Origin of the sequence: Streptomyces sp. NBC_00690, from assembly GCF_036226685.1 — a bacterium.
In the GTDB taxonomy this organism is placed as follows: Bacteria; Actinomycetota; Actinomycetes; order Streptomycetales; family Streptomycetaceae; genus Streptomyces.
In genome coordinates, this window is sequence record NZ_CP109009.1 from 455,227 (window position 1) to 468,534 (window position 13,308).

Here is a 13,308-nt window from a genome sequence, read left to right on the forward strand (position 1 = left end):
GAGGTGAGCCACGGCATGCCGCCCGAGCCAACGGCCCGTCGGCCATGGGGCGAGGAGGGTCGGCCCGCGTCCAAGCGTAGGAGAAGGAACGGCGACGGACTAGTGTCGATCGCATGATCGAGAGTCCACGTCTCCTCTTACGTCCGTTGACCACCTCAGACGTCGAAGCCTTTGTATCGCTCCACGACGACCCCCGCGTCAGTGAGTTCGTCGGCTCCTACACCCACGATCAGGCCCTGCGACGACTCGCAGCCGTCGAGAAGCAGTGGGCGGAGCGAGGTCATGGCCTCTGTGCGGTCGAGCTCAAGGACACGGGCGAGTTCATCGGCAGATGCGGATTGAACTACTGGGACGAGTTCGACGAGGTGGAACTCGGCTGGACACTGCGGGCCGACCATTGGGGACACGGTTACGCCACCGAGGCGGCCGGAGCCTGCAAGGAGTGGGGATTCGCCACCTTGGACGTCCCCTATCTCACCGCCATGATCAGGCCCGGGAACACCCCCTCGGTACGGGTGGCACAACGACTCGGATTCACTGCGCTGCGTGAGGACGATCTGTGGGGCAATGCGGTCACCGTGTACGCGGCGCATCGCCCCCTCCCGACGGCGGGCTGCGCGGAGTCGGGCTGAGGGCCCGGCTCCTCTCGGCTCCCACCGGCCCGGCAAACTGGGGCGGGCACCGGTCGCCCTTCCCAGGACCGGGCACGGGTGCCTCCAGTGCGGCGAGAAGAAGTCCATCCACTGCGCAGGGTGAGCGCCTGGCAACGGTCCGTTGATGGTGCGCACACCTCGTCCATCGCTCCGCTCGGGCATAGCCGCGCTGCCTGAGATGCCCCCGGACAGGGAATCGGCTCGGGCCGGCCGCCCCCGGAAGGAGAGGCCCACCGATCGGAGGAGAAAAGGCGCACAATCGATGGGAGGGGTAGTGCGGGGGGCCATGTCCGGGAGGTGCACTGATGGCCGCACTTCGGCGTCGATCCCGCTACGCCCCGGACCGGGGGCTCACGACCCGCATGGTGACCACGATGTTCTTCATCGGGCTGCTGTACGTCGTGTTCGTCGGTGTCCTGCTGGCGGCATTCAGTAAGGCGTGGCCGTTGATCCTGGTGATCTCCGGTGGGCTGTTCATCGCCCAGTTCTGGTTCAGCGACCGCATCGCGGAGTACAGCATGGGGGCGCACACGGTCTCGCCCGCGCAGGCGCCCGAGCTCCATGGCGCGGTCGATCGCATCTGCGCCCTCGCCGACATGCCCAAACCCAGGGTGGCGATCGCGGACAGCGATGTGCCCAATGCCTTCGCCACCGGGCGCAACGAGCGCACGGCCCTGGTCTGCGCAACGACGGGGTTGCTGCGGCGCCTGGAACCGGAGGAGCTGGAAGGCGTCCTCGCCCACGAACTCTCGCACGTCGCCCATCGCGATGTGGCGGTGATGACGATCGCCTCCTTCCTCGGTGTGCTGGCCGGTGTGATCACCAGGGCCACCCTCTGGGGCGGGCTGGGTCGGGCCGGCCGCAACAACAGCAATGCCGCGGTTCTGATGATCCTCATCCCCCTGATCAGCGCCGCCGTCTATGCGGTGAGTTTTCTGCTGACACGGCTCCTCTCCCGCTACCGGGAGCTGTCCGCCGACCGCGCCGCCGCCCTGCTGACCGGACGGCCGTCCGCGCTCGCCTCCGCGCTGACCAAGGTCACCGGGGAAATGGCCCGGATCCCCACGCGGGACCTGCGCAAGGCGGAGCCGTACAACGCCTTCTGGTTCGCCCCTGCCTTCTCATCGCGTGAGAGCTTGGCGCGATTGCTCTCCTCACACCCTTCCCTGGAACAGCGTCTGGAGCAGCTGAGCAAGATCTCCGCGGAGCTGACCCGGCCTTGACCGGACCTGACCCGCCGACCGCAGACCGCAGACCGCAGACCCGGTGAACGACCGACTCGTCGGAGGGACGGAGGATTCCTCTCATGGGGTTTCTTGATGCGATCCTCGGCCGCAGCAAGCCGGTACGCCCCGATCTGGACCAATTGTTTGCCCTGCCATCCGCCGCCCTCACTTTGCAGGCAGAGACGGGCTTTCTGTCCACGGGCAGCGGATCGGTGTGCTTCGCGAGCGTCGAGGGCGGCGCGTTCCTACGGCTCCAGGACGACATCAGGGGTCTGCTGGACGTGGGCACGCGCAACGGCGGAGTGCCGGTCGAGTTCGTCCAGGACGGGTACGGGTACTCATGGGTGCTCGTACGACATCCGGCCGATGACACGGTGTCTCTGGTCAACGACCTCCATGCGATCAACACCCTGCTCCAGGAGGCGGGCTTCGGTCCGCATCTGCTGTGTTCCCTCGTCGCCTTCGCCGATGAGGTCCATAGCCGCCCACTGGGGCTGGTCTACCTCTACAAGCGCGGCGCCTTCTATCCGTTCGCACCGCTGCCCGGCGCCGAGGACCGCAGGGACACTCCACTGGAGCTCCAGGTCCGGGCGTCGCTGGACGTCGACCTCCCGATGGAGCCCGATCTGGCCCGATGGTTTCCGCTCTGGGGTGCCCCGGGCTTGGAACCATGATCACGCCACTTACCACGGTTCATCAATTTGGCGTAGCCAAATGACTAATGATGACTTGATTTGCCCAGCGCAGCATCATTCTGGCCAACGTTGCTCACGTTGAGAAGACACGGACAACCCTAGAGGGCCGCGACACATCTGCAGGGGCAGCGGGACGGATGAGCGGCCCGCACCCTTCGGCGGTTGCAGTGTGAACAACTGTCCGCCGGTGGCAGTTACAGACCAATCCCCAGTGGTACAGACCATGTCCCACGGTTTTCGCAACGCTTCGCACTCACGAGGACCCATGACCAGATCTTCACGTGCACGTTTCGCCCGCCCGGCCCTTGCTGCCGCTGCGGCGCTCACCGTGACCGCCGGTGTTGTCGCAGCGGCGCCTGACGCCAAGAAGGCCCAGGCCACACCGAAGCTCACTCTTATCGCTGCATCCAAGTCGGTGAACATCCACACCTACGAGGGGGCCACCGGACTCGACCTGAATCTCGGCACCTACCTCACCGCCGAGGGCTCCCCCCTGGAGCTCACGGCAAAGCGCAAGTCGTACAAGGATCCCATCACCGTCCAGCAGACCATCCGTCAGGGGAAGAAGGTCACCACCAAGGACCTGCCGGCGGGCCTGGTGAAGGACTTCCAGGGGCTCCCCGACTTCACCCACATCACCATGACCGACGCATCGGGCAAGAAGGTGCTGGACGCGAAGGAGAACTTCTGTCCCAACAACGCGTCCGGACGGGTACGCCCCGATGCCGCAGCCACCTCGCGGTATCCCGAGAGCTGCCCGCGCAACCCGTTCACCCTCGGATCGGTGTGGGGAGTGGAGAACGGCTGGGCCTCCAACACCTACAACAGCTGGTACACCGAGGGTGTCACCCTGCCGGCCGGCACGTACACCGCCAAGATCAACGTGGCCAAGAAGTACCGTGACCTCTTCGGCATCGCGAACAAGCCGCAAACGGTCAAGGTCACCGTCACGGTCGAGGCCAACCCCATGGAGCGTGCCGCAGCGAAGGGCAAGCACGGTTCCCACGGCGCCGGGCACGCCGGGCACCACGACCCCGCTCCCAAGATGACGCTCCAGGAAGCGACGAGCGGTGACGGCCCGACGTACAACGTCGGCCATGCACCGTATCCACCGGCTCCGCCCGCGCTGCCCTGGGCGCTCCAGAAGTCCGCTCGCACGGTCGCGAACGTCGGTGACCGCCCGGGCCAGACCGACGGCTCCCGCAAGGCTCCCGGCCTGAAGGCCAACGCCAAGCGCCCGACCGGCAAGGCCGTCGTGCCGGACGTCCCGAAGCCGGATCTGCGGTCGCTGCCGGCCTTCGACGTCCAGATCAGCACCTCGCCCGAGAACCCCGCGGGCAAGGACTTCATGTCCTTCAGCGCCAACGTCTGGAACGCAGGGCCGGCCCAGCTGGTCGTCGACGGATTCCGCGCCCCCGGCGCGGAGCTCATGGACGCGTACCAGTACTTCTACGACGCCAAGGGCAAGCAGGTGGGATACACCCCCACCGGCACGATGGAGTGGGACCCGCGCCCGGGTCACAACCACTGGCACTTCACCGACTTCGCGAGCTACCGACTGCTGAAGGCGGACAAGAAGGAGGCAGTGCGCAGTGGCAAAGAGGCGTTCTGCCTGGTCAACACCGATGCCGTGGACTACACGGTGAAGAATGCCAACTGGCACCCCTTCAGCACCGACCTGTCGAGCGCGTGCGGCGAGGAGAAGGCCATCTCCGTCCGCGAGGTCTTGGACGTCGGTTCCGGTGACACCTACACCCAGGACCTCCCGGACCAGTCCTTCGACATCACCGACCTGCCCAACGGCACGTACTACATCGAGGTCCTCGCCAACCCCGAGAAGCGGTTGAAGGAGACCACCACCAGCAACAACTCGGCCATGCGGAAGGTCATCCTCGGCGGCACGCCGGGAGCCCGTACGGTAACCGTCCCGGCCCACGACCTCATCAACGCCAACTAGGGCGAGTCTGACACCACAGCCGGGCCCCGGTCACTTGCGACGTGACCGGGGCTCGGTGTGTGTGCACCCGTGCAGGCATGAGGACGCACAACACCATGCGCGGCCGGGGCGGGCGCTCGTGTATCACGGCGCAGTCAGGGCATGGGCTGATCCACAACGGATTCCGGCATTCCGTCGAGGGCAAACGCCAGTTGTAGAGCCAGCCGCTCCACCACATAGGGCAGGCTGAGCACCGAGGCGAACGAGGTCGCACGGCCGTAGTCGCCCGATTCATGGACGAAGACCTCGCGGCCTTCCGAAACCACCGTCAGATCGCGGTACGAGGGGTCCTTGTGCAGCTCGGCACGGTCCTTGGCGACATCGCTCACGATCCAGACGACGGCGTCCTGGTCGAGCAGATCCATGCGCTCCTTGCCGATGGTGGCACCGAACCGGTTCCCGATCACCGTGTCGAGGTCCTGCGGCAGTCGGAAGCCGAGGTTGCCGAGCAGTCGCGAACGCGGGTCGTGACTGCCGAAGACGAACATGCCCTCGTGGCGGGTCGCCATGACGACGCGGGCGTCCTTGAACCCGATCCTGGTGGCAGCGGCTATCTGGGCCTCGGTGTCGGTGATCGCCTCCATCGCCTCCACGGGCTTGCCGAGCACCAGGCCGACCTTCTGGGTCAGTTCCTGCCAGGGAATCCTGTAGTCGCCGTACTGCTCAGGCTGGGCGACGACCGGGGCCAGCTTGCTCAGGGATGTGTACTGCTCCTTGGTGAGCCCACTGTGGAGGGCCAGAATGACGTCCGGCTTCAGCGCGGCGATCTTCTCCACCTGGGGGCCCGTTCCCGTGTCCTTGAGGACGGTGGGGAGCTCTGTGTCACCCACCCGATCCTGGGCCCAGGGCCCGATGGCGCCGGGATAGCCGCCGAGCCACTCCGTGGTGGCGATCGGGACCTTGCCGAGGGCGAGCACCGCGTCCTGGTCGGTCAGTCCGACGGTGACGATCCGCTGGGGCTCCGAGGTGATCGTGGTGCTGCCCCACGTGTGCTTGACGGTGACGGGATAGACGGCGCCGCTCTTGCCGGACGGCCCCGCGGGCTCCTCCCCCGCGGAGTCGCCGGAGCCGTCGCACCCGGTGGTGCCGAAGACGAGGAGGGCGCAGGCGAGTGCGGCGGCGAGCCATGGAGCGCTTCGAAAGCGGGCCATCGGTGATCCTTCGGTTCAGATTCCTGAGGGTGTTGTCGCCGGTGAGGAGGGTGCGGGGGTGCCGTCGCCCGGCATTGTTCCCTCCCGTGTCCGTCGGCTGCCCGACCATGCATCCCACAGGGCGGCGTAGGGCCCCTCGGCAGTGCGCAGTTCGTCGTGGGTGCCGGTTTCGACGATTCGGCCGGCTTCCATCACAACGATCCGGTCGGCTGCTGCCGCCTGGGTGAGTCGGTGCGCCACGATGAGGGCCGTCCGACCGTCGATGGCCCGGGCGACCGCCTTCTCCAGCGCGCGGGCCCCGGTGCTGCCCGCTTCCGCGGTGGCCTCGTCGAGGATCACGACGGGGGGATCGGCGAGTACGAGCCGGGCGAGTGCCAGTGCCTGGGTCTGCCCGCCGCTCAGTCGGTGGCCGCCCTCGCCGACGACGGTCGCCAACCCTGCGGGCAGCGCTTCCACCCAGGCCAGTGCCTCGACCCGGTCGAGCGCGGCGCGCAGTTCACCGTCGGTGGCATCGGGGCGGGCGAGCCGGAGGTCGTCGGCGAGCGGCCCGGCGAAGACATGGGTCTCCTGGGTGATCAGGGCGACCGAGCGCATGAGCGCTGTGGGGCCGATGTCCCGCAGGGGTGCGGACCCGAGGGCTATGTCTCCGTCGGTCGGTTCGTGGATGCCGGCGATCAGCTTGGCCAGGGTGGTCTTGCCCGCGCCGCTCGCCCCGACCAGCGCGACTCGCTCACCGGGTTGCAGATCCATGGTGATGTCCCGCAGCACCTGGTGTCCGCTGCGGTAGGAGTGGTTGACGGCGCGGACCGTGACGGAGGCGTCCTTGGGGGTGAGCGGGCGGTCGGGCTCCTTCGGCAGGGGCAGGTCCGCTACACCGATGATCCGGGAGAGTCCGGCGATGGCGGACTGGGCGTCGTCGATGAGGACGAGGGCGGTGTTGACCGGAGCGAAGAGACTGTGGAAGTAGAGCGCCGCGGCGGTGGCGGTCCCGATGGATGCGGCGTCCGCCCGCACCAGGAGGAATCCGGTGCCAAGGACGGCGGCGAGACCCACGAACTCGGCGATGTGCAGTCGGCTGTAGAACCGCAGCACAAGGTGGACTCCGCGCATGGTCAGTCCGACGACGTTCCAGGAGTGCTCCTCGACCTTGGCGCTGTGCTCCTTCTCCAGCCGGAAGGCCCGTACGGTGGGGCTGCCGCCGATGGTGTCGAGCAGTTGCTGTTGCTGGGCCCCGCCCGCGATGCGTTGCTCCGCGTACAGGGGTACCGCACGTCGGACGTACCAGCGGGCGGTGTGGATCTGGACGGGGAGTGCCAGCAGTGCGGCCAGGAGGAAACGCCAGTCGAGTACGGCGAGGGCGCCCAGGGTCAGGACGATGGCGAGGAGGGAGCGGGCCAGTTCGGGCAGGGCGTGCCGGACCGCGTCGGCCGTGAGGGAGACATCACCGGTCACCCGGACCGTCAGATCGCCGGATCCGGCTCGTTCCACTTCTTCCAGTGGCAACCCGAGGGCCCGCTCGATGAATCGTTCCCGCAACTGGGCGAGTATGGATTCACCGAGTCGGGAGACCAGTGAGAGGCCCACTGCGGTGGCAAGGCCCTGAACGACGGCGACGGCCGCCAGCAGCAGCACGGTGTTGGTGAGGGCGTCGGGCGATCGGTGGTCGGCCGCGATGTCCACGATGCGGCCGAGGAGCGGTTGGGTGAGCAGTCCCACGGCCGTTGCGATGATCATGACGATGAAGCCTGTGACCGCGAGGAAGCGGTGTGGGCGCAGCAGTTCGCCGACGGCGGCCCGGGTGCGCGCCGGTGAGGCGACGGGGAGCAAGATACGCTCGGATTCCTCGCCCGCGGTGGCATGCGTCGGGCGGTGGCGCACGGCAGCGTCACTGTGTGGCGGCGTCGACATATCGGCCTTGTCAGCCGGGTCGGAGCCGAGCGGCAGGCTGGTCTCGAAGCCCTCCCCCGCGGAACCCTCGCCTTGAGCGTGCTGCCGACGGCCGGTCATGAGAGCACCGCCGTACGGTAGCCGAGGTGGGCGCTGGCGAGTTCGCCGTGCGGGGCCGCGGCGAGGACCCGGCCGCCTTCGATGAAGATGACGCGGTCCGTCGCGGCGAGCAGTGCGGGGCTCGTGGTCAGCACGACGGTGGTCCGACCCGCACGGATCTCCCGCAGCCCGGCGGCGATCTTGGCCTCGGTGACCGCATCGACGGCCGTGGCCGGGTCGTGGAGCACGAGTACGGGTGCGTCGGCCGCCAGAGCGCGGGCGAGTGCCACGCGCTGCCGTTGGCCTCCGGAGAGTGATCGGCCGCGTTCGGTCACGGTCGTGTCCGCGCCCCGGTACAGCGTCCGGGCGACCTCGTCAGCACCGGAGGCGACCATCGCTCGCTCGACCGTGTCAGCCGAGCCGGCTGCTGCTGAGACATTGCTGAGGAGGGTGCCCTCGAAAAGGTCTGCGTCGTGTTCAGCGACGAGGACCGCGGTTCGGATCGCGGCGGGCTGGAAGGTGCTCAGTGGCACTCCATCCAGTTCAACGGCCCCACTGTCGGGATCGAAGCGACGGGCGAGACAGCCGAGCAGGGCGTTCGCGTCGCTCGGGTCGGTGGTGACGACGCCGACGACCTCGCCGGCGGCGATGTCCATGTCGACGCCTCGAAGGGTCTCGTGAGAGACCGCGCGGAGCCGTAGGCGCCCCTGGATGGAAGGGGGGAGCGTATCGGCGCCTGGCAGTGTGGTGCCATTGGTGGCCAGCACTTCGGCGATGCGGGCTGCGGACGCTCGCCCCTGGGCCAGTTCGGCGTTGACCCAGGAGAACTGGGAGAGCGGACCCAGGAGGAATAGGGCGAGACCGACGGCCGAGACGAGTTCGCCGAGGCTGATGTCTCCGGCGGTGGCCAGACGCCCCCCGATGAATGCCACCAGGGCGATGAAGACACCCGTCAGCGACAGCACTATTCCGCTCTGCCATGCCTGCGCGCGGGCCGCCCGAAGGGTCGCCGCCAGGGAATGCCGACTGGTCGTGCGGTACCGGGCGATCGCCGCGGGCTCGGCACCGATGCCCTTGAGCACGCGCAGCCCGGAGACGAGGTCGGCCGCGACGCCGGAGGCATGGGCGGCACGCTCCTGTTCAGCTCCGCTGCGGTGCTCCAACGGCTTGCTCAACAGATGACCGAGCCAGAGCAGCAGCGGCGTACCGAGGAGCACCACCAGGCCGAGCAGGGCGGAGATCCGCATCAGGACCACTGCACTGACGAGGAGTCCCATCAGGGCGGAGATTCCGACGACCAGGGCCATACAGACGGATCCGACGCGCTTGGCATCGAGGGTGGCGATGTTGGTTAGCTCCCCCGAGAGCCGCCCGGGCGGCGCCCCGTCCTCCGGCGCGAGGATCCGGCTGACGAGTCGAGTCCTGAGCCGGTGGGCGGAGGTCTCCGCCGCCTGTTCACCGGCGCGTGCTCCGAATCGGAAGCTGAAGGACAGGCCGAGGTAGATGACACCGAGGGCGACGACGCCCAGCAACAGGCCGGTCAGGTCACCGTCTGCGACGCCCCGGTCGATGACCACGCCGATCACCACGGGCACCAGCGCTTCACCCGCCTGATGTCCCGCTCCCAGGAGGGCTCCCGTCGTGACATCACGACGCTGGCCGGCGATGGCCCCTCTCAGGACCGCCCTTCCCGACAGGTCTTGCGAACCCACCGCACCCCTCCGACACCTCACCAGCAGTGCCCATCCGAAGAGCACAAGAACCAGGTAAGGCTAGACTAAGTACCCTTGAGTGCCCACCCCCGGTACAGCGCGCGGAGCCCCGCCCCACGTCTGCTGACAGCGCGCGTACGCCTCAGGAGTGGCGACAGGCGGAGTCATCGCTGTCGCACTGCGGCACCTCGGACTCCTCGCGTGGGATGTGGACGGAGTGCGCGCGATGTGGCCCGGGGGTGCATCTCGCCTCGAAGACCACCGATGTCTCGATCTGCTCTTCGAGGCGGACCAATCGGTAGCGCTGCTCGTACCGCGATCGACGGCGTCGATCCGACTTGCGCGGTCTGGCCCGGCGCGCAGCAGCGACGAGGGCTGCCACTTCGGGGCTCTCCTTGCGCAACCGGTAGAGCGCGCGTCCCGACATGCCGACGAGCGCGGCAGCCGGTCCGTGCTGGGCGCCCGAGCGCAGTGCCCTCAACAGGACGCGCAGCGCAGCGGGGTTGAGTTGCCGACTCGGCCCGATCGACTGGGCCTGGGCCATCTCAGTCGCTGCTCTCATGGCCGTGGCGAAGAACTCGTTCTGTGTCTGCCAGTTGAGCAGGAGGCGTTCCGAGACGCCTGCGGCCGTGGCGCAGCCGGCCGGGTTCAGCCCGAGCGCTGCCGCACGCAGCGCGTCCGCCATTCTTGCGGCCGTCTCCTCGCGGAGGTTGGGGCCCTTCTGTAGAGCGTGGAGCAAAGAGCGGTCAACATCCTCTTGCACGTCAAGGCGAGCGACAACATTGTCTGCCCAGACCTCCAACGGGTTCGCAGGAGTCTCTCCATGCCCATCCACACCGCAACACCTTCTTAGGTTAGCCTCACCTAACCATAGTCCTTTCTGTCTCATCATGGGCCCATCAACGGCCGACTTCGTGCAACCAGAGGAAATCAGGCGGGTTTTCGTTCCATCGGAGGGATGCGTCCCTGCCCACCAAGAAGATCACCCATGCCGACATCGCCACCATGGACCCGGCTCGCCCCTCTGCACGCGAACTCGGCATCTGGCACGGGTTGATCGTGGGTCTCGACGAGGAGGTGGCGGGGCTTCCGGCCCTGGAGGTCGTCGATCTCGACGGGGCTACGGTCCTGCCCGGGTTCATCGACGCCCATGTCCATCTGATGTGGGCGGGGTTGGCCGCCCGGACGATGAGCGTCGCACCGTCCGACTCGGTGACGAGCATCCTCACCTCGGTCGCCGAGGCGGTCACCGACACGCCTCCCGGTGGTTGGGTCGAGCTGTCTGGTTATGACCAACGCCTGTTGGGCCGCCATCTGACCGCAGTGGAACTGGACACCGTGAGCGCCGGGCGCAAGGTCTTCGTGACGCATGCATCGGGCCATGGGTGTGTGGTGAACACCGCGGTGCTCGACCTGCTGCCCGCGGGGTCGGCCCGGACGGGAGGGTTCCTGGCCGAAGAGGAGATGGCGGCGGCGCGGCGGTTGCGGCCCCCGCGCGCTGACAGAAATGGCGGACGCCATCGCTCACTCGTCACGCGTCTGCCAGCAGGAAGGCATATCGAGGTGCTGAGCACGTTCCTGGCGGGTGAGAGTGCTCTATGACCGCCGGCCAGGGTAGGTCCGTACACGGTCCGGCTTCTCCGTGGCCTCGGCGGGATCCGACGAGGAGCAGCCCTTCAGCAGGCCCGGAAAGCGGGGGCCTTCGACCTTCAGGGAGAGCCGACCCGCGAGTCAGTTGGCGGGTCGGTACGTCTCACCACCGGGAGCGCAGCCATCAAGGGGCGATCCCCGTCATGCTCCGGTGTCGCCGAGGGACCCGGACTCCCGACCTCGGATCACGGGCGGGAGGTGGCCGGATCTCGGCCTGGTGGACCGAGCCTCAAGCCTTGGCGAATGCATTCTTCAAACGAGCACACATAGCCGGGCGCGTATCAGCCGATGCTCGGCTGCAAGGAGAGAGTCGCCCAGACGGTCTTGCCCCGAGGAGGAGTGAGCGACCAGGACCACGTCCGACTCAACGCACTGATCAGAGCGAGACCCCGACCACCCAGTGCTGACGCCTCGGCATCCCTGGGACAGGGAGGGCGGGAACTGGGGTCGGTGACTGCGCAGACCAGTTCATCGGGGTGGAGGAAGATTCCGAGCCAGACGGGGTACTCCCCCTGATCAGCGGTGCCCGGCTCCACTGCATGTTGAACCGCGTTGGTGACCAACTCGCTCACCACCAAGCCCGCGTCGGGCAGCAACCGCTGCAGCGCCCAACCGTCGAGGGTCGCCGCCAGGAAACGCCGCGCCTGAGGCGCGTTGCGCAACTGCCCATCCAGACCGCAGGCGGCGAATCCGGCGGGGCGACCGCCCTGGCTCATGCCCCACGGAGGCTCGTTCGACGCGGTTAAGCCCAACGGCCAGCGCACACCGGGGGCGGCGCCGCGCAACCGGCTGCCGTACCTGGTGCTCACATTCGCCGAGGCTGGCACATGGGTCGTCACTGGTCATGTCCCCCTGGAGGCTTCGGACTTCGGGCGCTGCGGCAGCCGCCGTGCGACGAGTATGGTCGAGTATCACGTCGGAATGCAATTGCATCTGAGATTGCAAATGGGATTGCATGGACCGGCGCCATCTGTCACGAACATACGTACGGAGAGCAAGGGGCTGTTGCGGTGGAGCGTTTCTTCAACGGCATGAGTGCAGGCGCACTGAGTGCTACGACATGGACCAAGAGCAGTCACAGCAACGCGACGGGCAACTGCGTCGAGTTGGCCCAACTCCCGGGCGGACGGGTGGCGATACGCAACTCGCGCGACCCGCAGGGTCCGGCACTGATCTACACGCGCGACGAGATAGCGGCGTTCGTGGCAGGCGCCCGGGGTGGCGACTTCGATTCCATGATTGGCTGAAAAACTACACAGGAATGTCATGTTCCGCCCCTGCGGAGATTCGGTGATGGATACTGGCTTCTTCCCAGCGTCCGCAGGAGCGCCCGATGGCTGCAACCGACCCGAACGAGTCGTTGTTCGTACGACCCCTTGGGGCGGTGGAGAAGAACCCAACCGCACTGAAGGTGATCCTCGGCGGCAAATTGCGCGAGCTGCGCGTTGCCGCCGGGCTCGATCCAGCCGACGTGGATGGTCGGCTCGGATTCTCACGCTCGAAAACAAGCCGAATCGAACTGGGGCGCCATGGGTGCAAGCAGGCAGATGCCCTTGCACTGCTCGCCCTGTATGGAGTAGATGGCGAAGACCGCATAGCCGAGTTCCTCCGACTGGTCGAGCAGTCCCGTCGCCCTGACTGGTGGCGCTCGTTCAGCGACGTCCTCTCGGACTTCTTCACCCCGCTCGTAGCGCTGGAAGGCGCCGCGGAGCGCATCCGGACCTACGAGCCCTTCTACGTACCGGGGTTGCTCCAGATTCCTGCGTACACCCGGGCCGTCATCACCACAGGTCCCGGGCAACTGCTCACTCACGATGTGACGCGCCGGGTGGAGTTGCGGCAGGAGCGGCAGCACCACCTCGACGCGCCGGACGCACCGCACCTGTGGGCCGTCATCGACGAGTCGGTGTTGTTGCGCACCGTAGGCGGTCCCGAGGTGATGCGGGCACAGTTGGAACACCTCATCACCATGATGGAGCGCCCAAGGGTCTCCCTCCAGATCGCTCCACTCGATGTGTCCGCCTCGGTGGGCGTGGGGACGGGCGTCACCTATCTGCGCTTCGCCCTGGGTGACCTCAAGGACGCCGTCTACATCGAGCACCTGACGGACTCGACGTTCACCCAGAAGCCCCAGACCGTCGAGCAGTACCGGAACATGCTGGACCGACTGGGCGCCTGTGCACTGACACCCGCCGAGTCCAGAGCCATGCTGGAGAAGCGACTGAGCGCCTACTGACTC

At 67.4% G+C, this 13,308-nt stretch carries 11 protein-coding genes and 1 pseudogene; 7 read left to right on the forward strand and 5 right to left on the reverse strand.

All coding sequences use genetic code 11. From position 1 onward, the window contains the following. The first annotated feature begins 113 nt into the window (after positions 1 to 113). The 4 genes from OID54_RS01990 (at position 114) to OID54_RS02005 (ending at position 4,531) form a co-directional block, all read left to right on the forward strand. The gene (locus OID54_RS01990) at positions 114 to 632 is read left to right on the forward strand and encodes a GNAT family N-acetyltransferase (protein WP_329012964.1); all 519 of its coding nucleotides are present in this window, start codon (positions 114 to 116) and stop codon (positions 630 to 632) included. Between the two features lie 326 nt (positions 633 to 958). Further along, positions 959 to 1,876: a zinc metalloprotease HtpX gene (htpX, locus tag OID54_RS01995; RefSeq protein ID WP_329012967.1), complete on the forward strand. Its 918-nt coding sequence runs from the start codon at positions 959 to 961 to the stop codon at positions 1,874 to 1,876. Between the two features lie 83 nt (positions 1,877 to 1,959). After that, positions 1,960 to 2,553 carry a PspA-associated protein PspAB gene (pspAB, locus tag OID54_RS02000; protein WP_329012970.1) on the forward strand — a complete coding sequence of 198 codons (594 nt, stop codon included), beginning with the start codon at positions 1,960 to 1,962 and terminating at the stop codon, positions 2,551 to 2,553. A 286-nt stretch (positions 2,554 to 2,839) separates the two neighbouring features. Then, positions 2,840 to 4,531: a lysyl oxidase family protein gene (locus tag OID54_RS02005; RefSeq protein ID WP_329012972.1), complete on the forward strand. Its 1,692-nt coding sequence runs from the start codon at positions 2,840 to 2,842 to the stop codon at positions 4,529 to 4,531. Between the two features lie 134 nt (positions 4,532 to 4,665). On the opposite strand, the gene OID54_RS02010 is transcribed toward OID54_RS02005, so the two are convergent. The 4 genes from OID54_RS02010 to OID54_RS02025 all read right to left on the reverse strand — a co-directional run bounded on the left by OID54_RS02010 (position 4,666) and on the right by OID54_RS02025 (position 10,104). Next, positions 4,666 to 5,721 carry an iron-siderophore ABC transporter substrate-binding protein gene (locus OID54_RS02010; RefSeq protein ID WP_329012974.1) on the reverse strand — a complete coding sequence of 352 codons (1,056 nt, stop codon included), beginning with the start codon at positions 5,719 to 5,721 and terminating at the stop codon, positions 4,666 to 4,668. A gap of 15 nt (positions 5,722 to 5,736) precedes the next feature. Continuing rightward, complete coding sequence (locus OID54_RS02015; protein ID WP_443055746.1) at positions 5,737 to 7,629, reverse strand: ABC transporter ATP-binding protein; 1,893 nt, start codon at positions 7,627 to 7,629, stop codon at positions 5,737 to 5,739. Between the two features lie 95 nt (positions 7,630 to 7,724). Beyond that, positions 7,725 to 9,419 carry an ABC transporter ATP-binding protein gene (locus OID54_RS02020; protein WP_329012981.1) on the reverse strand — a complete coding sequence of 565 codons (1,695 nt, stop codon included), beginning with the start codon at positions 9,417 to 9,419 and terminating at the stop codon, positions 7,725 to 7,727. 142 nt (positions 9,420 to 9,561) lie between these two features. Further along, entirely contained in the window at positions 9,562 to 10,104 is a 543-nt protein-coding gene (locus tag OID54_RS02025; protein ID WP_329012984.1) for a hypothetical protein, read from the reverse strand. Between the two features lie 320 nt (positions 10,105 to 10,424). On the opposite strand from OID54_RS02025, the pseudogene OID54_RS02030 reads away from it, so the two are divergent. Beyond that, positions 10,425 to 10,986 (forward strand): annotated as a pseudogene (locus OID54_RS02030) (amidohydrolase family protein); the annotation flags it as partial. Between the two features lie 364 nt (positions 10,987 to 11,350). Here the strand turns inward: OID54_RS02030 and OID54_RS02035 are convergent. Beyond that, positions 11,351 to 11,878, reverse strand: a complete 528-nt coding sequence (locus tag OID54_RS02035; RefSeq protein ID WP_329012989.1) for an ATP-binding protein — start codon at positions 11,876 to 11,878, stop codon at positions 11,351 to 11,353. 222 nt (positions 11,879 to 12,100) lie between these two features. On the opposite strand from OID54_RS02035, the gene OID54_RS02040 reads away from it, so the two are divergent. Together OID54_RS02040 and OID54_RS02045 are read left to right on the forward strand one after the other, a co-directional pair. Further along, positions 12,101 to 12,316, forward strand: a complete 216-nt coding sequence (locus OID54_RS02040; protein WP_384643499.1) for a DUF397 domain-containing protein — start codon at positions 12,101 to 12,103, stop codon at positions 12,314 to 12,316. Between the two features lie 86 nt (positions 12,317 to 12,402). Further along, on the forward strand, positions 12,403 to 13,305 hold the full coding sequence (locus tag OID54_RS02045) for a helix-turn-helix domain-containing protein (RefSeq protein ID WP_329012995.1): 903 nt from the start codon (positions 12,403 to 12,405) through the stop codon (positions 13,303 to 13,305). Positions 13,306 to 13,308: the final 3 nt, after the last annotated feature.